We start from the raw sequence: 18,210 nt of genomic DNA, 5'->3' as shown, positions 1-18,210 counted from the left end.
CCAGCTCGGCCCGTGGACAGGTCAGGAATGCCGCCCGCGAAGCCTCCGAGACCTCGGCGCGCCGGGCACGCGCGCGGGCCAGCCGCTCAAGACCGTCCTCCGCGAGCGCGCGCACGCCCTCCGGTCGGCCATCGACCAGCGGCACACGGCCCTGACGTTCCAGCTCCGGCACCGCCGACAGGAAGCCCGCCAGACCGACCGCGTAGCCCGCATCGAGCGCGACCTCGCTCGGACAGGGCCCGAGCGCCCCCGCGGCGGCGCAGAGAAGATGCCCGCCGGTTTCCTCGAGATACTGTGTCAGGTGGGCGGCATCCTCGAACGGGTCCCGGTAGATGTCCCAGCGCCGCGCCGCGACCAGCCGGTCGAGGAGCGCCGCGCCCTCGGCATCCAGCGCATGTGCCAAGGGCGTGACCACCTCGTGCCGCCGCACAACGCCGCCCGAGGCGATCTCGTCCAGTGCGTCGCGCCACCATTGCAGCCGCATCTCGGCGATCATCGTCTCTTGCGTGACCCAGGGCGCGCGCGCCACTTCGAGGTTGAAGGCGTAGATCGCGAAAAGCACCGGGCGCGCGGCAACCGGCGCGGCCATCGCGGCGCGAAACCGCTCGGGATCGCCGCGCTCGACCAGCCCGGCGCAGGCCATGACGTCGGGATCGAGCCTCATGCGGCGGCGGCGATGCCGCGATCCCGCACCAGCTTCCAGCGCACCGCATCCAAAAGCGCCTCGAAGCTTGCGTCGACAATGTTGGCCGACACCCCGACGGTCGACCAGCGCCGCCCCTGCCCGTCCTCGCTGTCGATGATGACGCGGGTGACGGCCTCGGTGCCGCCCTGGGTGATGCGCACCTTGAAGTCGATCAGGCGCATGTCCTCGATCGCGTCCGAATAGCGCCCGAGATCCTTGGCGAGCGCCTTGGAGAGCGCGTTGACCGGACCCCGGTCGGCGCCGGTCTCGTCCATCGACTCGGAGACCGAGAGCCGCTTCTCGCCGTCGATCTTGACCACCACCACGGCCTCGGAGAGCGAGACCATGCGGTTTTCCTTGTTCTTCCGGCGCTCCACCGTCACGCGGTAGCGCTTGACCTCGAAGAAATCGACCTCTTCGCCCAGCTCGCGCCGCGCCAGAAGCTCGAAGCTGCCCTGCGCGGTGTCATAGGCGTAGCCCTCGGCCTCGCGGGCCTTCACCACCTCGAGGATATGCGCCAGACGCGGATCGCCCGCGGGCACGTCGATCCCCGCTTCCGAGAGGCGGCGGCGCAGGTTCGACTGACCGGCCTGGTTCGACATCGGGATGAAGCGGCGATTGCCGACCGTCTCGGGCGGGATGTGTTCGTAGGTCGAAGGATCCTTGAGGATCGCCGAGGCATGCAGCCCCGCCTTGTGCGCAAAGGCCGAGGCGCCGACATAGGCGAGCTGTTTCAGCGGCACCCGGTTCAGAACGTCGTCGAGCATCCGCGAGAGCCGCGTCAGCCCCTCGAGCGCCTCTTCGCTGACGCCGGTCTCGAAGCGGCTGGCATAGGGCTCTTTCAAAAGGAGCGTCGGGATCAGGGAGACGAGGTTGGCGTTGCCGCAGCGCTCGCCCAAACCGTTGAGCGTGCCCTGGATCTGGCGCGCGCCCGCATCGACCGCGGCCAGCGATCCCGCCACCGCCATCTCGGTGTCGTTATGGGTGTGGATGCCGAGCCGGTCGCCGGGAATTCCAGCCGCGATCACCTCTTCGACCACGCGCCCGATCCGGTCGGGCAGCGTGCCGCCATTGGTGTCGCAGAGCACGATCCAGCGCGCGCCAGCCTGAAGCGCGGCGTGGAGCGCCTCGAGCGCGTAATCGGGATTGGCGGCGAAGCCGTCGAAGAAATGCTCCGCATCGAAGAGCGCCTCGCGCCCCTGCGCCACGAGATGGGCGACCGAGGCGCGGATGTTCTCGGTGTTCTCCGCGAGCGTGATGCCCAGCGCCTTGCTGACATGGTAGTCATGGGTCTTGCCGACGAGGCAGACGGCCGGGGTCCCGGCATTCAGCACACCCGCGAGCACATCGTCGTTTTCGGCCGAGCGGCCCGCGCGCTTGGTCATCCCGAAGGCGGTCATCGTCGCGCGGGTCTTGGGCGCGGCGTCGAAAAAGGCCGAATCCGTCGGGTTCGCCCCGGGCCAGCCGCCTTCGATGTAATCGACGCCAAGCCGGTCGAGCGCCTCGGCGATGCGGATTTTCTCGGCGGTCGAGAACTGCACGCCCTGCGTCTGCTGCCCGTCGCGCAGCGTGGTGTCGTAGAGAGAGAGGCGCTCTTTCATCGGGTCCTCCGAGGACACAGGAGCAAGGTTTGACAGTGGGTCATCCCAGAGCCTCCAAGCTCGCAGGATCGAAGCCCGGCCCGGGCAGAAGCGTGACGCCGTCCTTGGACATGCGCACCTCGACGCCCGCGGCCATGAGCACGGATTTCAGCCGGTCGACCTGGGTGAAATCCTTGCTCTCCATGGCCTGGGCGCGCGCGGTCGCGAGGCGGGTTTCCCATTCGGACAGATCCACGGTCTCGCCCCCGGCCCAATCCCCCAGGGTGTCGGTCAGGAGCCCCATGATCTCGGCCCCGGCCCTTAGCCCGGCTGCATCGCCCTCGGCGGCCAGCCGGTGCAGCTCTGTCAGCGCGCCCGCGCTGTTCAGGTCATCCGCCAGTGCCGCCACCACCGCCTCAGGCACCGGCCCGGGGGCAACGCCCTCGGTCAGGGCGCGCCATTTGCGCAGCGTCGCCTCGGCCTCGCCGCGCTTCTTCTCGGTCCAGTCCATCGGCTTGCGGTAATGGATCGAGAGCATGACGAAACGCATCACCTCGCCCGGCACGCCCTGGTCCAGAAGATCGCGGACGGTGAAAAAATTGCCCAGCGACTTGGACATCTTCTTGCCCTCGACCTGCAGCATCTCGTTATGGAGCCAGACCCGCGCGAACTCGCCCTCGGGATGCGCGCAGGCCGATTGCGCGATCTCGTTCTCGTGATGCGGGAACATCAGGTCGTTGCCGCCGCCATGGATGTCGAAGCTCTCGCCCAGAAGCGCGCCCGCCATCGCCGAGCACTCGATATGCCAGCCGGGCCGCCCGCGTCCCCAGGGGCTGTCCCAGCCGGGAAGGCCCTCGCTCGAGGGCTTCCACAGCACGAAATCCATCGGGTTGCGCTTGTAGGGCGCGACCTCGACCCGGGCGCCCGCGATCATGTCCTCGACCGAGCGGCCCGAGAGCGCGCCGTAGCGCTCGTAGCTCTCGACCGAGAAGAGCACGTGTCCCTCGGCCGCGTAGGCATGACCGCTTTCGATCAACCCTTCGATCATCGCGACCATCTCGCCGATATAGCGCGTGGCGCGCGGCATCTCGTCGGGATCGAGCGCGCCCACCGCCCGCATGTCATCGAGATACCAGCCGATCGTCTCTTCGGTGATTTCGCCGATCGAGCGCCCGCTCTCGGCCGCCCGCGCGTTGATCTTGTCGTCGACGTCGGTGAAGTTCCGCACATAGGTCACATGCGCCTCGCCGTAGACATGGCGCAGGAGCCTGAAGAGCAGGTCGAAGACGATCACCGGCCGCGCGTTGCCCAGATGCGCGCGGTCGTAGACGGTCGGCCCGCAGACATACATCCGCACGTTCTGCGGATCGAGCGGGGTGAAGAGGTCTTTCTTCCGGGTCTTCGTGTTCGTCAGCCGGATGTCCATCGGCACGGGTCCTCATGCGCCTGATCTGGCGGGGGTCCGAGTTGGTCCGGGTGAGGAGACAAAAGGGAGCGCCCGCCTTGTGTTCAGCGGATAATGCAGCCAATCGTGGGGATGCAGATGCTCATGGGCGTTCGCATAGCACCCCCTCCCGTCCCTCGCAAGCGTGGCGCGCATGGCCTCTCCGGTCTCCTCGATCCGCAATCTCGGCCCCGCGATGGAGGCTTCCTGCGCGCGGGCCGGGATCGACAGCGCCGAGGCCCTGCGCGCGCTCGGAGCCGACGCCGCCTATGCGCGGCTGATCGAGACCGGGACGCGCCCGCATTTCATCGGCTATTATGTGCTGGTCATGGCCTTGCAGGGCCGCCCCTGGAACGATTGCCGGGGCGCCGAGAAAGAGGCGCTGCGCGCGCGGTTCGATGCGCTGAAAGCGCGGGTGCGACCGGCGGCCTCTGAAGACGGCACGCCCGAAGCGCTCGACCGCGCGCTGCGCGAGATCGGCGTGGTGCCGAGAGGTTCCCGGGAACGCTGAGGCCCTCTGCTGCGTTTTCTTGCAAATCACTTGCATGAAAGGAGGGCCATCATGGACCTCATCCGCATCATCTTCGCCGTCATCCTGCCGCCGCTCGGCGTCTTTCTCCAGGTCGGCCTCGGCAAGCATTTCTGGCTCAACATCCTCCTGACCATCCTCGGCTACATCCCGGGCATCGTGCATGCCGTCTGGATCATCGCCCGCACCGGTCCCAGCCGGGCATGAGCGATCCCGCGCATCTGAGGCGTCTCGAACGGGTGGAGCGGCTGGCCCATCGCATGGACCGGGCGTTCCGCCTGCCGGGAACCCGCATCCGGCTGGGTTGGGATTCGATCATCGGCCTCGTTCCGGGCGTCGGCGACACGCTGGCGCTGGCGCCTGCCGCCTACATCCTGCTGACCGCGCACCGGATGGGCGTGTCGACCGGGACGCTGATCAAGATGGCGTCCAATGTGGGTATCGACTGGCTGATCGGTCTGGTGCCGCTTGCGGGCGACATCCTCGATGTCGGCTACAAGTCCAACAGCCGCAATGCGCGCCTCCTGCGCGAACATGTCGAGGCGCAGTCCAGGCTCAAAACCGCCGCCTGAGCGAGAGAGATACAGAAAAAAATCGCCTTTCGGGGCGGCCTTTTTCGTTTGTCATGCACGCTGGCGATCAGCCGATCGGTGCGTCGCTCACCGGGTCGCCCGGCCAGGGCGCGCTCAGGTCGTCCGGGTCGTTCGGGTTGTCGAGGATGGTGTCGTAGCCCATGTCCTCGAGCGCCGCGACGGACATGTGCGAGAGGTGGTTCGTGCCCGAGATATAGCCGGTCATGATCTCGCCGCCGAAGGTCGCGTCGTCCCAGTGGCCGCCAGCGGTACCCGCCCCGCCATCGGTCTCGATCGGCACACCGAGAAGCGAGCCCGGATCATTCGCGGCCAGGTCGGAAAATTCGCTGTTGTAGAGCGCCGTCGCCATCTCGCCGGTGAAGCGCATGTCGCCGCCCGAGACGGAGCCCGAGGTCAGGCCCTGCAGGTTCCAGAGCGTGCCGAAGCCGATGGCGTGCATCATCTCGTGGAAGACGATGTCGTCCCACTGCCCGCGGTCGTCGAAGGTCTGGGCATCGGCGACGTCGAACTCCATCAGGCCCTTGAACGGGTGGTAGGTGCCGCTGCGCGCAAGCTGCGGTCCGGCTTGACCGAGCACGCCGTAGGGGCCGTCGATCTCGACCAGGCTGGCGGAAATCACCATGTCGTCCCAGATCTGGTTGTTGTAATTCACATCGGCCACGTCGCCGATGATGATCGAACTCAGGTAATCGGCCGCATCGATGAAGGCCTGCTGCAGCGACGCCGTCCAAGTGCCTGAAAAGATGATCTCGACATTGTAGCTCGTCGCGGCATCGCCGCCCGAGACATAGCCCTCGATCACCTCGCCGGTGCCGGTGCCTCCGGTGTCCGTGCCGCCCGTTCCGGTGTCGGTCCCGGTGCCGCCGGTTCCGGTGTCGGTGCCCGTGCCGCCGGTCCCGGTATCGGTTCCCGTCCCGCCGGTGCCGGTATCGGTGCCCGTTCCGCCGGTGCCGGTATCGGTGCCCGTTCCGCCGGTGCCGGTATCGGTGCCCGTTCCGCCGGTGCCGGTATCCGTTCCGGTGCCATCGGTTCCGGTGTCAGTCCCCGTGCCGTCGGTTCCGGTGTCCGTGCCGGTATCCTTGTTCTTGCCCTTGCCATTGCCCGGGCCGCCGGTCTTGTCGCCGCCTCCGGCGTGATCCGGCTTGGCGCTGCCGCTCAGATCACCCAGATCGACGACATCCGCGTCGGTGCCGCCCCGGGGGCGAAAATCGATCTCGTCCGTCAGGACGCTGACGGCACGGTGGGCACCGTCGAGCCCCGAGCGCTCGAGAAGCGCCTCGATGGCCGTGGACAGGGGATCGGGATCGAATTGAAACTCAGTCGGTTTGAATTGCTTCACTGCCGCCTCCAGAGTGCGATCGGGTTCGACCCAATCTGCGTTCGGTTCATGGTCATTCTTCGACCCGATTCAGACATCCCGGAGACACTGGCCTGTCAGTGTCTCTCTCTGGATCGGGCGATGGAGATGGAAAACGGGCACCGCTTATCTGGTATTCCGCGCAGAGTAGCACCGCAGAAATTGTGTGCACGTCCGGATTTCGTTATCCCGGACGTCCGCGCATCTACCAAAGCGATTTCCCGAGCTCGTCGGGCGCAAAGCTCCCCGTTTCCAGAGACTTGCCATATCGGTGGATTTTCGCCGACGCCGCGTGACGCACCGCGCCCGCCACCACGCCGCCCCAGGCTCACCCGAAGGAATGTGGCAAAAATACGGACGCCCCGCCCTGGCGAACCAGGAGGGGGCGTCACGCGATTTCGTCAGAACCCGGCCGAGGCCGGAGGGACGTCTTAGCCGACCAGCTCGAGACCGGAGAAGTAATACGCGATCTCCTCGCGCGCCGTCTCAGGCGCATCGGAGCCGTGGACCGAGTTCTCGCCAACGCTCTCGGCGAACTCGGCGCGGATGGTGCCGGGGGCCGCGTCGGCGGGGTTGGTGGCGCCCATGACTTCACGGTTCTTGGCGATCGCGCCTTCGCCTTCGAGCACCTGCACCACGACCGGAGCCGAGGCCATGAATTCGCAGAGCTCGTCGTAGAAGGGACGCTCGGCGTGGACTTTGTAGAACTCGCCCGCCTGCGCCTTGGTCAGGTGGATGCGCTTCTGAGCGATGATTCGCAGACCAGCTTCCTCGAACTTGGCGTTGATCTTGCCAGTGAGGTTCCGCTTGGTTGCGTCGGGTTTGATGATCGAAAGTGTGCGTTCGGTGGCCATGTCTGCCTCTTGGGTTGGCCGGGACCGCGGGGGACTGCGGAGACCGGGCGAAAAAATCTGCGTCCCCCTAGCATGGCACCGAGTGCTTGAAAACCGGGCATCTGGCGCCCGCCAAGCGAAGTCTCTCGGTTGACGCGATGCTCGCGCGGGCCAGTTCATCGGGAAGATGTATTTCCGGAGGGCATTCCATGACAGCGATCGTCGATTTCCTGAACACGGTCCTCTGGGGCTACGTATTGGTCTGGGGCCTCCTGGGCGTCGGCGTCTATCTGACGGTGCGGTTGGGCGGGCTGCAGTTCCGGCGTTTCACCGAGTTTTTCCGCGTCATCCTGACCTCACGCGAGACGAGCCATGACGGCATCACGCCGCTTCAGGCGCTGACCGTCAGCCTTGCGAGCCGCGTCGGCACCGGCAACCTCGCAGGCGTCGCGGTGGCGATCTATCTCGGCGGCCCGGGGGCGATCTTCTGGATGTGGATGGTCGCGCTGGTCGGCATGGCGACGGCCTACGCGGAATCGACGCTCGCCCAGCTCTACAAGGTGCGCAATGACGAGGGCCAGTATCGCGGCGGCCCGGCCTATTACATGTGGCACGGGATGAACGCGAAATGGCTGGGCTACGTCTTCTGCTTCTTCTTCCTCTGCTCCTTCGGCCTGATCTTCGTCTCGGTGCAGGCCAATTCCATCGCCGACGCTGCGGACGGTGCCATGGGCATTCCGAAGCTTGCGACCGGCGTGGTGATCGCGGCGCTCGTCGCGGTGGTGATCTTCGGCGGCATCCGCTCGATCGCGCTGGTTGCCGAAAAGGTCGTCCCGGCGATGGCGGGCATCTACCTTCTCGTGGCGCTCGTCGTGATCGTGATGAACATCACCGAGGTGCCCGCGATGCTGGCGCTGATCGTGAAATCCGCCTTCGGCCTCGAGCAGGCGGCGGGCGGCTTTACCGGAGGTCTGACGGCGGCGCTTCTGAACGGCGTCAAGCGCGGGCTCTTCTCGAACGAGGCGGGCATGGGCTCGGCGCCGCATATCGCCGCTGACGCGGTGCCCGATCCGCACCACCCGTCGAGCCAGGGTCTCGTTCAGGGGCTCGGCGTCTTCATCGACACGATCCTCATCTGTACCGCCACGGCGCTGATGATCCTGCTCTCGGGCGTGGTGGATTACGGGCCGGACGGCACCACGGGGATCGAGCTCACGCAGAACGCGCTGGCCGATCACATCGGCGCGGCGGGTCCGTTCTTCATCGCCATCGCGATCCTCTTCTTCGCGTACACCTCGATCCTCGGGAACTACGCCTATTCCGAGAACGTGCTCGAGTTCTTGGGCCTCGGAGGAAAGGTGCCGCTGACGATCTTCAAGTGCATGCAGCTTGGGATGGTGGTCTGGGGATCGGTGCAGCCGGTGACCAAGGTGTTCAATTTCGCCGACGCGTCGATGGCGGTGATGGCGACAATCAACCTCGTGGCGCTCCTGTTCCTGTCGGGGACGGTGGTGCGGCTGACGCGCGACTACTTCGCTCAGCGTGATGCCGGGAAAGAGCCGGTCTTCCGGATCTCGCAACATGACGGACTGGGCAAGGGCATCGACGAGACGATCTGGAATCGCGACGTGGCCGCCGAGTACGGGCAATCTACCGATGGCAAGAGTGCCTAGGCCATAGGTCTGCAGCGGGCGCGCCGAGCCGCGCGCCCGCCCGTTTTCCGATCCGGAAAACGCACGATTTCCGGTTCGGAAATCGCCCCGCTTCCCCCGCCGCGCGGCCTCTGTTAAGGCGCGCCTCATGCTGCGCATCGAAGACATCTCCTATTCGGTCGAAGGCCGGCCGCTTCTGGTCGAAGCCTCCGCCACCATCCCCGAGGGCCACAAGGTCGGCCTCGTCGGCGCCAACGGCACCGGCAAGACCACCCTCTTCCGTCTGATCCGCGGCGAGCTCACGCTCGATGGCGGGCAGATCTCCCTACCCTCCCGCGCCCGCATCGGCGGTGTCGCGCAAGAGGTGCCCTCTTCCGAGGTCTCGCTTCTCGACACGGTGCTGGCCGCCGATACCGAGCGCGCGGGTCTTCTGGCCGAGGCGGAAACCGCCACCGACGGCCATCGGATCGCCGAACTGCAGACGCGTCTCGCCGATATCGACGCCTGGTCGGCCGAGGCGCGGGCCAGCGCCATTCTCAAGGGTCTCGGCTTCGACGATGCCGAGCAGCGCATGCCCTGTTCGGCCTTCTCGGGCGGCTGGCGGATGCGCGTGGCGCTGGCGGGCGTGCTCTTCGCGCAGCCCGATCTCCTCCTGCTCGACGAGCCGACCAACTATCTCGATCTCGAAGGCGCGCTCTGGCTCGAGGACTACCTGCGTCGCTATCCGCACACGGTGATCATCATCTCCCACGATCGCGGCCTTCTGAACCGTGCCGTGGGCGGGATCCTGCATCTGAGCGAGAAGAAACTGACCTTCTGGCAGGGCTCCTACGACCAGTTCGCCCGCCAGCGCGCCGAGCGCCGCGCCAACCTGGCGGCGCAGGCGAAGAAGCTCGATGCCCGCCGCGCCCATCTGCAGAGCTTCGTCGACCGGTTCAAGGCCAAGGCGTCGAAGGCCAAGCAGGCCCAGGCGCGGGTCAAGATGATCGAGAAGATGGAGACGATCACGCTCCCCGAGGACGCCGCCCGCCGCGTCTTCACCTTCCCGCAGCCCGAGGAGCTGTCGCCGCCGATCATCCATATCGAGGGCGGCCAGACCGGCTATGGCGAGACCGTGGTGCTGTCGCGGCTCAATCTCCGGATCGACCAGGACGACCGCATCGCGCTTCTGGGCAAGAACGGTCAGGGCAAATCCACGCTGGCCAAGCTTCTGTCGGACCGGCTGCCGCTGATGGAGGGCAAGATGACCCGGAGCTCCAAGCTCCGGATCGGCTATTTCGCCCAGCATCAGGTCGACGAGCTGCGCATCGACGAGACGCCGCTTCAGCACCTGTCGCGCGCCCTGCCGGACCAGCTGCCGCCCAAGCTCCGCGCCCGTCTTGCGGGCTTCGGTCTCGGGGCCGACCAGGCCGAGACCGAGGTGCGCCGTCTCTCGGGCGGCCAGAAGGCGCGGCTCTCGCTGCTTCTGGCGACGCTCGACGCGCCGCATATGCTGATCCTCGACGAGCCCACCAACCATCTCGACATCGAGAGCCGCGAGGCGCTGGTCGAGGCGCTGACCGCCTATGAGGGCGCGGTGATCCTCGTGAGCCACGACATGCATCTTCTGAGCCTCGTGGCCGACCGGCTCTGGCTCGTGAAGGGCGGGACGGTGGCGCCCTATGACGACGATCTCGAAGCCTATCGGCGCATGCTCCTGACGCCGGACGCGCCCTCCAAGCCGCAAAAGGCGAAGCAGGCGCCCGCTCCGAAGCCCTCGCGCGACCAGATCCTCGCGCTGCGCTCGGAGGTCCGCAAATGCGAGGCGCGGGTCGAGAAGCTCAACGAGATGCGCGACAAGCTCGCGAAGAAGCTCGCCGATCCGGCGCTTTACGATGACGGGCGCGTGGGCGAGCTGGAAACCTGGAACAAGAAATACGCCGAGGTCATGGAAGGGCTCGACCGCGCCGAGGCGCTCTGGATGAGCGCGCTCGAAAAGCTCGAACGCGCGGAAGCCGCCTGACCCGGCCTCAGGCTCCCTCTGCGGCGATGCCCCGGATCCGCTCGATCATCGCCCGAAGCCCGTTCGAGCGCTGCGCCGAGAGGTGTTCGTTGAGGCCCAGCCGTCCCAGTTCGGCGCGCGCGTCGACCGCGACGATTTCCGCGAGAGAGAGCCCGTCATAGAGACGGCGGAGCACCGCGATCAGCCCGCGCACGATCATCGCGTCGCTGTCGCCCTCGAAGTGGAAACGGCCGGACTCGATCCGCGGATGCAGCCAGACCTGGCTGGCGCAGCCATCGACCTTGGTGGCCGGAACCTTCAGGGCCTCCTCGAGCGGAGGCATGTCGCGGCCGAGCTCGATCACCATCCGGTAGCGATCTTCCCAATCCTCCAGGAACTCGAAATCCTCGACCAGCTCTTCGAAGCCCGGCTGCGCCATCGCATCTGCCCTTTCCTCGTCTCGTGGAGAACACCTAAGGAGCGCCCTGCCGACAGTCCAGCCCCGCCGCTTGGCGCTTTTCAAAGCGCGGACCATGGGCTAGTCCTCGGGGGCCTGCGCAGGGAAGAGGCCGTTATGACCAAAAAGCTCACGCTCCTGATCGTCGCCGCTCTGGTACTGACGAGCTGCGGGCGCATCTCGCAATCGCGCTTCAACCCGCTGAACTGGTTCGGTGCCGGGCAATCGGTCCCCGTCCAGACCAGTGACGGCACCAATCCTCTTCTGCCGCAGCGCAACCGCGCGGTGTCGGTGTTTCGTACCGAGCGCGAGGAGGTGGCGACCGGGTTCCCGATCGCGCAGGTGACCGAGCTTCTGGTCGAGCGGCGCCCGGGCGGCGCGATCATCCGCGCCACCGGCGTGGCCGAGCGCGCAGGCCCGTGGAACGCGCGGCTGACCCCGGTCGAGACCGGCGAGGCGGGTGTCTTGGCCTATTCCTTCGACGTTCTTCTGCAGTCCGGCCCGGCGGCCGTTCCGGCGCGCACCCGCATGGTGACCGTGGCGCGGGCCCTGACGGACCAGGAACTGGCCGGGATCACGACGATCCGCGTCTCGGGTCGTAGCAACGCGCTCGCATCGCGCCGCTAAGCGCGACCGATAGCCCAGTGGCGGGGCGCAGAATTTTAGTTAAAATTCTGCCTGCCCGGCCCGCGGCGAAGCGCCATGCCTCAGAATTTTAATTAAAATTCTGAGGCCCGCACCGCGGTCAAATCTCGACGACGGTCACTTGCGAGCCCTTGGCGGCCAAGGCGATCCGCCCCTCGCAGAGCTTCAGCGCATCCGCCCCGAACACCTCGTGCCGCCAGCCCCGGAGCGCCGGCAGGTCGCGTTCGCCCGAGGCCAGCGCATCGAGATCGGCGGCCGGTGCGATCAGTTTCGAGGCCACCCCCTGGCTCTCGGTCTTGGCCTTGAGAAGCACGCGCAGGAGATCGGCCAGGGCCGGATTGACCTGCCCCTTGTCCATCCGCTCTTCCGGCTCCGGCAGCGCATCGTTCGGCACCGCCACCCCGCGCGCCACTGCCGCGAGGATCCCCTCGGCGATGTCGCCTTTGCGGGCGTCGCGCAGAAGAAGCCGCGAACGGCCGAGATCCTCGGTGCTCTGCGGCTTGGTCGAGGCGAGTTCGGTCAGCGCATCGTCCTTGAAGACCCGGTTGCGCGGCACGTTGCGCTCCTGCGCATAGGCCTCGCGGAAGGCTGCGAGCTCACGCAGCACGGCCAGGAAGCGCGGGCTGGCGGAGCGGGTCTTGACCCGGCGCCAGGCGTCTTCGGGACGGGTGACATAGGTTTCGGGATCGGTCAGCACGCCCAGCTCCTCGGTCACCCAGCGGTGCCGGCCGGTGTCGCGGAGCTTTTTCTCGAGGAACTCGTAGATCTGGCGCAGATGGGTGACGTCGGCCAGCGCGTAGGTCTTCTGCGCATCGCTCAGGGGACGGCGCGACCAGTCGGTGAAGCGTGAGGACTTGTCGAGCCGGGCCCGCGCGATCTTCTTGACCAGCGTCTCGTAGCCCACCTGTTCGCCGAAGCCGCAGACCATTGCTGCAACCTGCGTGTCGAAGAGCGGCTCGGGGATGACATCGTGATCGACCCAGAAGATCTCGAGATCCTGCCGCGCGGCGTGGAACACCTTCACCACGTTGGTGTCCCGGAAGAGCGTGATCAGAGGCTCGAGCGACAGCCCGTCCGCGAGCGGGTCGACCAGCACCGCGTCCTCGGGGTTCTTCCCCGGCAGCGCCAGCTGAACGAGGCAGAGCTTGGCGTAATAGGTCCGTTCGCGCAGGAACTCGGTATCGACGGTGACATAGCGGCTCTCATGCGCGCGCGCGCAGAACGCGGCCAGGTCTTCGGTGCGTGTGATCGTCTTCATGCGGTCCTGTCTGCTCTCATCGGTCGGGGTCGTCGCCCGTGGCGCGGAACATTAGCCGAAGCGGCGGCGGGTGCAATGGTGCGCGGCATTCCGACAGTCTCAGCGGATTGGACGGGGCTCTGCGCGTTCCATGCCGATCGCATGCGCAGTCTCGAGAGACCAGATAACCAGAGACCATCGCAGCGACCGCAGGGCCTCTTCGCACAGAGCATGATCGACCGGCAGATTGCTCTTCTTGGGCGAAAAGCTCAGGCCGCGAGGTCGATCCGGCTGCGATCCCCGGCGGCGAAGCGGCGCAGGACCGCCGGGTAGAGGCGGTGCTCCTGCTCCAGAACCCGCGCGGCAAGCAGGTCGGGCGTGTCGCCCGGCAGGACAGGCACCCGGGCCTGGCCGAGGATCGGCCCCTCGTCAAGCTCGGGCGTGACCTCGTGAACCGTGCAGCCATGTTCGGTCTCACCCGCCTCAAGCGCGCGGGCATGGGTGTGCAGACCGCGGTATTTCGGCAGGAGCGAGGGGTGAATGTTCAGCATCCGGCCCTGCCAGCGCGACACGAAACCCTCGGTCAGCACGCGCATGAACCCGGCGAGGCAGAGGATATCCGGCTCGGCCTGCAGGAGCCGCGCATGCAGCGCGTCCTCGAAGGCCGGACGGTCCCCCTTGAAGGGCCGGTGATCGACGTGATCCGCCTCGACGCCCAGCTCGCGCGCACGCACGAGCCCGCCCGCGTCGGCGGAATTGGCAAGCACCAGAACCGGGCGCGCCGGATGATCGCCGGTCATGCTCTTGACCAGCGCGACCATGTTCGAGCCGCCGCCCGAGACGAGGATCGCGACGCGCCGGCTCACCAGAGGCTGCCGCGATAGGCGACCCCCTGCCCCTCCGCGACTTGGCCCAGCACAAAGACCTGCTCGCCCTCGGCTGCCAGCGCCTCGGCCAGCGCGTCGGCGCGGTCGGCGGCGACAACGGCGATCATGCCGATGCCGCAGTTGAAGGTCTTGAGCATCTCAGACGCCTCGATCCCGCCCGTCTCGCCGAGCCAGCGGAAGACCGGCGGCAGCTCCCAGGCGCCAAGTTCGATCTCCGCGCCGAACCCCTCGGGCAGGACGCGCGGCAGGTTCTCGGTCAGACCGCCGCCGGTGATATGGGCCAGGGCGTGCACGCCGCCCGCGCGGATCGCCGACAGCGCCGGTTTGACATAGAGACGGGTCGGAGCCAGGAGCGCGGCGCCCAGCGTCTCGTCGGACCACGGACAGCCCGCATCCCAGCCGAGGCCCGAGATCTCGACGAGCTTGCGGACCAGCGAATAGCCGTTCGAGTGCACGCCGTCCGAGCCGAGGCCCAGAAGGATATCGCCCGCGACCACGCCCTCGGGCAGCGCCGCACCGCGCTCCATCGCGCCGACCGCGAAGCCCGCGAGGTCGAAATCGCCCGCCGGATACATGCCCGGCATCTCGGCGGTCTCGCCGCCGATCAGGGCCGCGCCCGAGCGCACGCAGCCCTCGGCGATCCCCTCGATCACCCGCGCGGCGCTCTCTGTATCGAGCTTGCCGGTGGCGAAATAGTCGAGAAAGAACAGCGGCTCCGCGCCCTGGCAGACGAGGTCGTTCACGCACATCGCCACGAGGTCGATGCCCACCCCGTCGAGATGGCCGGTGTCGATGGCGATGCGCAGCTTGGTGCCCACGCCATCGGTCGCGGCAACCAGAACGGGATCGGAATAGCCCGCGGCCTTGAGGTCGAACAGCGCGCCGAAGCCGCCCAGACCCGACATCGTGCCGGCGCGGTCGGTGCGCTTGGCGGCGGGCTTGATGCGCTCGACCAGCGCGTTTCCGGCGTCGATATCGACCCCCGCATCTGCATAGGTGATGCCGGTCTTGTTGTCGCTCATGGCGGCCTCCACTCGGACGCTCCTGTCACTGTCGCCCGCGCGATAGCCCATCGCCCCCGGCGCTGCAACGTCTCAGCTTGACCCCCGAGCGACGCGCTCCTACTCAGAGCGACACGGTGGGCCTGTAGCTCAATTGGTTAGAGCAGACCGCTCATAACGGTTTGGTTGCGGGTTCAAGTCCTGCCGGGCCTACCAATCCACCCTCAAGATAGACTGTGTGCAATTTCCGTATGTCGGGAAATTGCATATTTTACATCATGTTAAATACAAAACCGGTCACATCAAGGCTCACCTATAGAGCGCTGAGCTCGCCGATGTTTTACGGCTGGTAAAACATTTCGCCTCCGGTAAAACAGGAAGACCGCGCCGGTAAAACCGAAAGACGCCACCGATCCGCCAAACTTGAGGGTCGAATTTGCCATCATGCGAGCGCCTCGATGCCCCTGACCCACGCCCAATGCCTCACTGCCCAGCCTGCCGCGAAAGCCTATCGGCTCAAGGATGGCGACGGGCTCGTGCTCAACGTCCGCCCGAGCGGCTCGAAATCCTGGCAGTTCGGCTTCCGCCACGATGGGCGCACGCAGACGCTCACCTATGGCTCCTTCCCGGACCTCGGCCTCGCGGCGGCCCGCCGCCTTCATCAAGCAGCGCAAGCCGAGATCGCGGCCGGTCGAAACCCCAAGACAGCAAACACCGCATATGCAGGGCTCGCTGCGAACTCATTCGCGGCCGTGGCCCGCGACTGGTTCAAGATCCAGCGAGAGAACTGGTCGCGCGGGCATGCGACGCGTGTTTGGGAGCGGGTCGAGAAGGACCTCTTCCCTGCGCTGGGGCACCGACCTATCGACGAGATCAATCCCCCCGAGTTGCTCGCGGCGATACGCGCAATCGAGGAGCGTGGGGTCATCGAGACCGCCCGGCGCTGCAACCAGTATGCCGGTTCGATCTTCGCGTTTGGAATCGCGGAGGGTCGCGCCGTCTCGAACCCTGCGCCACAGATCGTCAAGGCGCTCCGGAAGACCCCGAGAAAGCGCCAGCAGCCCTGGATCAATGAGTCGGCGCTGCCGTCTTTCTTCCGCAGCCTCGAAATGACGCACGCGCATGAACACTCCAAGATCGCCATCCGGCTCTTGACGCGGGTTTTTCTGCGCGACACCGAACTGGTGGAATTGCGCTTCGGGGAAATCGAAGAGGACTTCATCCGCATTCCCGCCTCACGGATGAAGAACGGCCTCGATCACGTGGTCCCGTTGACGAACTCCACCCGCGCGCTCCTCGATCGCGCAGTCGCGCTTGCTCGCGAACGCCGACTTGCCAACGCCCGCGGCCGGGCTGCGATGTCAGGAAAGCCCCCACCGCCGGGCGCCGCGGACCTTCTTCCCGAAGACCGTGTGTTCAAGATCGTCCGCGGGACGCTGATCCAGCTGATCTACAAGATGGGCTACAAGGGCAAATGCTCGGTCCACGGTTTTCGCTCGACCGCGTCCACGGCCATGAACGAGTCAGGCCTATGGAGACCGGACGTGATCGAACGCCAGCTTGCCCATGTCGAGTTGAACAAGATCCGCGGCGCGTACAATGCCGCCGAATACCTGGCCGAGCGCCGCGCCATGATGCAATGGTGGTCCGACCGCGTCGATGCCTACGAGGCCGAAGGACTGAACGCCCCGAGCCGCAAGCGCGACCCTTTGGACGACCTGCTCGGCTAGGATTCGGATGGTTTGAGCAGCGTGACCTGACGGCGCAAGCTTGCTTGGCGGCACAGGAGCGGCGCTGGGAACGGCTCAGACGCGTCTCAGAGCCGTCCCGCTCCGAGTGACCGCCAGAGGTCAGCAAGCTCCTTCCTGAGCCCCTCAGGCTGCCTCTGACGTCGTCTGAGTAGCTTTGCCTGGTCGGTGTCCACTCCCGCCCTACCGCTCCCTATGATCGCAGCTTCGCTGCCCATCGGACGCCTTCCGGACCGCAGCCCCCACCCCTCCACACATAAGAGGACTAACGGCCCTGCGCTGCGTCCCGGAAACGTGTCGAAGGGTGCTCGTAGGCCATCCGCGTCTGTGCGCTCACTTCACACCCGACTATGGCGTCAGTGCGACGCGGATCAAGGTCAAGGCCTCCGGGCAAAACCGCGACGCGCAAAGGGTCAAGCTGTGCGTAGATGCCTGCGTCTCCACGAATGTTAATCGAAACGCCGCCACCTTAGGCGTTGAAACAAGCCCTCCGAAAAGCGGACTACAGACAAGTCCATACGCCGCTCCGCCCCTTCGTCAGTTTGGCTTTGGGTCCTTCTGCGCACCTTCTCCGCCCTGCGGATGCACGGAACCCCGGTTCACGCGAGATCTCAAATGTCTCTCAGCAACACTGGAAGGCGCGATGCAGCGCTTCCGCATTCGCTATGACAAGGAAGCGGCCTCTTTCTAATCCGGCGAAATCGCGGGCGATGACCACGCTATTCGCAAAATCGTTCTGACCAAAAGATTGGACTCGCCCGGATCAAGGCGCCCTCGGGGTCCGTCGAGCGAGCACCGTGGCATGCCATGGCCACCGGCACGCTCAAGACCAGCGGGCATCTTTTCGACCTTAGCCAGGTCGGCCGCTCATCCGTGCATGGTCGGAAGAGAAGAGGTCAGCGGCAGATCGATCTGATCAGATCGAGAACCAGCGCGGTATTCGACGTGCTACCGAGTCTCCGTCCGCTTGATACAACCATCACTCGATTCCGGTTCGAAGACTTTTCTATTTTGATCCCGCTTCGAAATTCAACATCATGTTCAACCCCGCATCATGTGAAATTTCGCATCTTTAATGTCATCAGGTGTCATCAGCTTGTCACCAGCCACCTGATGACACCTAAATTGTTGATTTTTATTTATTTTTCACCCCTGTCATCAGTGTCATCAGCTACTACATGAAAAGAGTCTTCGGTTTACCGACCCACTCCCAGCACATGGCGGAGATGGAAAAAATTTCCGAAAACACCCCTCTGGGGATACTCCATAGGGGGTAGCTTATGACACCGATGACGCCCACAACTTTATTAAATAAAAACATATACTTAGGTGTCATCAGGTCCCGAAAATTGAAAATATCCTATCATCTCAAATATCACATGATGCGAAATTACATATTTCGCAGTCGATCTCCGGCCCTCCCGAAAATGGCATCATGCGAAATATTGCATTTCTTGGGAAATGTGAAATTCACGATGATGGACGCGCGCGCATCATGGCACCAGCGACATGATGTATTTATTCACATCTGCCAAGCGTTAGCCGAGAGGCAATTCGATTCCGAAACGCCCATCTGTTCGT

At 65.6% G+C, this 18,210-nt stretch carries 16 protein-coding genes and 1 tRNA gene; 8 read left to right on the top strand and 9 right to left on the bottom strand.

The annotated features are described in order from the left end of the window. From ACFQ4E_RS17395 to cysS, 3 genes are all read right to left on the bottom strand, one after another. Window positions 1-664 (bottom strand): squalene/phytoene synthase family protein (locus tag ACFQ4E_RS17395; RefSeq protein ID WP_386805802.1); only part of this gene is annotated, 664 nt, incomplete at its 3' end. Continuing rightward, window positions 661-2,286, bottom strand: a complete 1,626-nt coding sequence (gene cimA, locus ACFQ4E_RS17390) for a citramalate synthase (protein WP_386805801.1) — start codon at window positions 2,284-2,286, stop codon at window positions 661-663. The genes ACFQ4E_RS17395 and cimA, both read right to left, overlap by 4 nt. 40 nt (window positions 2,287-2,326) lie before the next feature. Further along, on the bottom strand, window positions 2,327-3,691 hold the full coding sequence (gene cysS, locus ACFQ4E_RS17385) for a cysteine--tRNA ligase (protein ID WP_386805800.1): 1,365 nt from the start codon (window positions 3,689-3,691) through the stop codon (window positions 2,327-2,329). Window positions 3,692-3,863: 172 nt separating this feature from the next. On the opposite strand from cysS, the gene ACFQ4E_RS17380 reads away from it, so the two are divergent. Genes ACFQ4E_RS17380 through ACFQ4E_RS17370 form a run of 3 tightly spaced genes read left to right on the top strand, consistent with a single transcriptional unit; the run spans window position 3,864 to window position 4,810 of the window. Next, entirely contained in the window at window positions 3,864-4,220 is a 357-nt protein-coding gene (locus tag ACFQ4E_RS17380) for a TfoX/Sxy family protein (RefSeq protein WP_386805799.1), read from the top strand. Between the two features lie 51 nt (window positions 4,221-4,271). Beyond that, window positions 4,272-4,445: a YqaE/Pmp3 family membrane protein gene (locus ACFQ4E_RS17375; protein ID WP_386805798.1), complete on the top strand. Its 174-nt coding sequence runs from the start codon at window positions 4,272-4,274 to the stop codon at window positions 4,443-4,445. Continuing rightward, window positions 4,442-4,810 carry a DUF4112 domain-containing protein gene (locus ACFQ4E_RS17370; protein WP_386805797.1) on the top strand — a complete coding sequence of 123 codons (369 nt, stop codon included), beginning with the start codon at window positions 4,442-4,444 and terminating at the stop codon, window positions 4,808-4,810. Before ACFQ4E_RS17375 ends, ACFQ4E_RS17370 begins: the two co-directional genes overlap by 4 nt. A 67-nt stretch (window positions 4,811-4,877) precedes the next feature. Here the strand turns inward: ACFQ4E_RS17370 and ACFQ4E_RS17365 are convergent, their stop codons facing one another. Both ACFQ4E_RS17365 and ndk read right to left on the bottom strand, forming a co-directional pair. Next, the gene (locus ACFQ4E_RS17365) at window positions 4,878-6,170 is read right to left on the bottom strand and encodes a leishmanolysin-related zinc metalloendopeptidase (RefSeq protein ID WP_386805796.1); all 1,293 of its coding nucleotides are present in this window, start codon (window positions 6,168-6,170) and stop codon (window positions 4,878-4,880) included. 449 nt (window positions 6,171-6,619) lie between these two features. Then, entirely contained in the window at window positions 6,620-7,042 is a 423-nt protein-coding gene (gene ndk, locus ACFQ4E_RS17360) for a nucleoside-diphosphate kinase (protein ID WP_386805795.1), read from the bottom strand. Between the two features lie 188 nt (window positions 7,043-7,230). Here ndk and ACFQ4E_RS17355 point away from each other — a divergent pair, with 188 nt between their 5' ends. Both ACFQ4E_RS17355 and ACFQ4E_RS17350 read left to right on the top strand, forming a co-directional pair. Continuing rightward, entirely contained in the window at window positions 7,231-8,694 is a 1,464-nt protein-coding gene (locus tag ACFQ4E_RS17355; RefSeq protein WP_386805794.1) for an alanine/glycine:cation symporter family protein, read from the top strand. A 127-nt stretch (window positions 8,695-8,821) separates the two neighbouring features. Further along, entirely contained in the window at window positions 8,822-10,675 is a 1,854-nt protein-coding gene (locus ACFQ4E_RS17350; protein ID WP_386805793.1) for an ABC-F family ATP-binding cassette domain-containing protein, read from the top strand. A 7-nt stretch (window positions 10,676-10,682) separates the two neighbouring features. On the opposite strand, the gene ACFQ4E_RS17345 is transcribed toward ACFQ4E_RS17350, so the two are convergent. Next, window positions 10,683-11,093, bottom strand: a complete 411-nt coding sequence (locus tag ACFQ4E_RS17345) for a SufE family protein (RefSeq protein WP_386805792.1) — start codon at window positions 11,091-11,093, stop codon at window positions 10,683-10,685. A gap of 135 nt (window positions 11,094-11,228) precedes the next feature. On the opposite strand from ACFQ4E_RS17345, the gene ACFQ4E_RS17340 reads away from it, so the two are divergent. Continuing rightward, complete coding sequence (locus tag ACFQ4E_RS17340) at window positions 11,229-11,738, top strand: hypothetical protein (protein WP_386805791.1); 510 nt, start codon at window positions 11,229-11,231, stop codon at window positions 11,736-11,738. A 118-nt stretch (window positions 11,739-11,856) separates the two neighbouring features. On the opposite strand, the gene rnd is transcribed toward ACFQ4E_RS17340, so the two are convergent. The 3 genes from rnd to purM form a co-directional block, all read right to left on the bottom strand. Continuing rightward, the gene (rnd, locus tag ACFQ4E_RS17335) at window positions 11,857-13,014 is read right to left on the bottom strand and encodes a ribonuclease D (RefSeq protein WP_386805790.1); all 1,158 of its coding nucleotides are present in this window, start codon (window positions 13,012-13,014) and stop codon (window positions 11,857-11,859) included. Window positions 13,015-13,262: 248 nt separating this feature from the next. Next, window positions 13,263-13,859 carry a phosphoribosylglycinamide formyltransferase gene (gene purN, locus ACFQ4E_RS17330; protein WP_386805789.1) on the bottom strand — a complete coding sequence of 199 codons (597 nt, stop codon included), beginning with the start codon at window positions 13,857-13,859 and terminating at the stop codon, window positions 13,263-13,265. Further along, a complete protein-coding gene (purM, locus tag ACFQ4E_RS17325) occupies window positions 13,856-14,902 on the bottom strand; it encodes a phosphoribosylformylglycinamidine cyclo-ligase (RefSeq protein ID WP_386805788.1) in 1,047 nt (348 codons plus the stop codon). The genes purN and purM overlap by 4 nt, the downstream gene beginning before the upstream one ends. A gap of 118 nt (window positions 14,903-15,020) precedes the next feature. Here purM and ACFQ4E_RS17320 point away from each other — a divergent pair. Next, window positions 15,021-15,097: transfer RNA gene (locus ACFQ4E_RS17320), tRNA-Ile, on the top strand. A 242-nt stretch (window positions 15,098-15,339) separates the two neighbouring features. Continuing rightward, window positions 15,340-16,611: a tyrosine-type recombinase/integrase gene (locus ACFQ4E_RS17315; protein WP_386805787.1), complete on the top strand. Its 1,272-nt coding sequence runs from the start codon at window positions 15,340-15,342 to the stop codon at window positions 16,609-16,611. Window positions 16,612-18,210: the final 1,599 nt, after the last annotated feature.

It is taken from the genome of Litorisediminicola beolgyonensis (assembly GCF_042679605.1).
In the GTDB taxonomy this organism is placed as follows: Bacteria; Pseudomonadota; Alphaproteobacteria; order Rhodobacterales; family Rhodobacteraceae; genus Litorisediminicola; species Litorisediminicola beolgyonensis.
The sequence above is the reverse complement of the archived record's forward strand: the minus strand, read 5'-3'. Positions and strand labels throughout refer to the sequence as shown.

Excerpts from the sequence above, each read along its gene's own strand:
- ACFQ4E_RS17350 (WP_386805793.1), top strand. The coding sequence starts at position 8,822 with ATGCTGCGCATCGAAGACATCTCCTATTCGGTCGAAGGCCGGCCGCTT.
- cimA (WP_386805801.1), bottom strand. The coding sequence starts at position 2,286 with ATGAAAGAGCGCCTCTCTCTCTACGACACCACGCTGCGCGACGGGCAG.
- ACFQ4E_RS17345 (WP_386805792.1), bottom strand. The coding sequence starts at position 11,093 with ATGGCGCAGCCGGGCTTCGAAGAGCTGGTCGAGGATTTCGAGTTCCTG.
- ACFQ4E_RS17340 (WP_386805791.1), top strand. The coding sequence starts at position 11,229 with ATGACCAAAAAGCTCACGCTCCTGATCGTCGCCGCTCTGGTACTGACG.
- rnd (WP_386805790.1), bottom strand. The coding sequence starts at position 13,014 with ATGAAGACGATCACACGCACCGAAGACCTGGCCGCGTTCTGCGCGCGC.
- cysS (WP_386805800.1), bottom strand. The coding sequence starts at position 3,691 with ATGGACATCCGGCTGACGAACACGAAGACCCGGAAGAAAGACCTCTTC.
- purM (WP_386805788.1), bottom strand. The coding sequence starts at position 14,902 with ATGAGCGACAACAAGACCGGCATCACCTATGCAGATGCGGGGGTCGAT.
- ACFQ4E_RS17355 (WP_386805794.1), top strand. The coding sequence starts at position 7,231 with ATGACAGCGATCGTCGATTTCCTGAACACGGTCCTCTGGGGCTACGTA.
- ndk (WP_386805795.1), bottom strand. The coding sequence starts at position 7,042 with ATGGCCACCGAACGCACACTTTCGATCATCAAACCCGACGCAACCAAG.
- ACFQ4E_RS17375 (WP_386805798.1), top strand. The coding sequence starts at position 4,272 with ATGGACCTCATCCGCATCATCTTCGCCGTCATCCTGCCGCCGCTCGGC.
- ACFQ4E_RS17315 (WP_386805787.1), top strand. The coding sequence starts at position 15,340 with ATGCCCCTGACCCACGCCCAATGCCTCACTGCCCAGCCTGCCGCGAAA.
- ACFQ4E_RS17380 (WP_386805799.1), top strand. The coding sequence starts at position 3,864 with ATGGCCTCTCCGGTCTCCTCGATCCGCAATCTCGGCCCCGCGATGGAG.
- ACFQ4E_RS17370 (WP_386805797.1), top strand. The coding sequence starts at position 4,442 with ATGAGCGATCCCGCGCATCTGAGGCGTCTCGAACGGGTGGAGCGGCTG.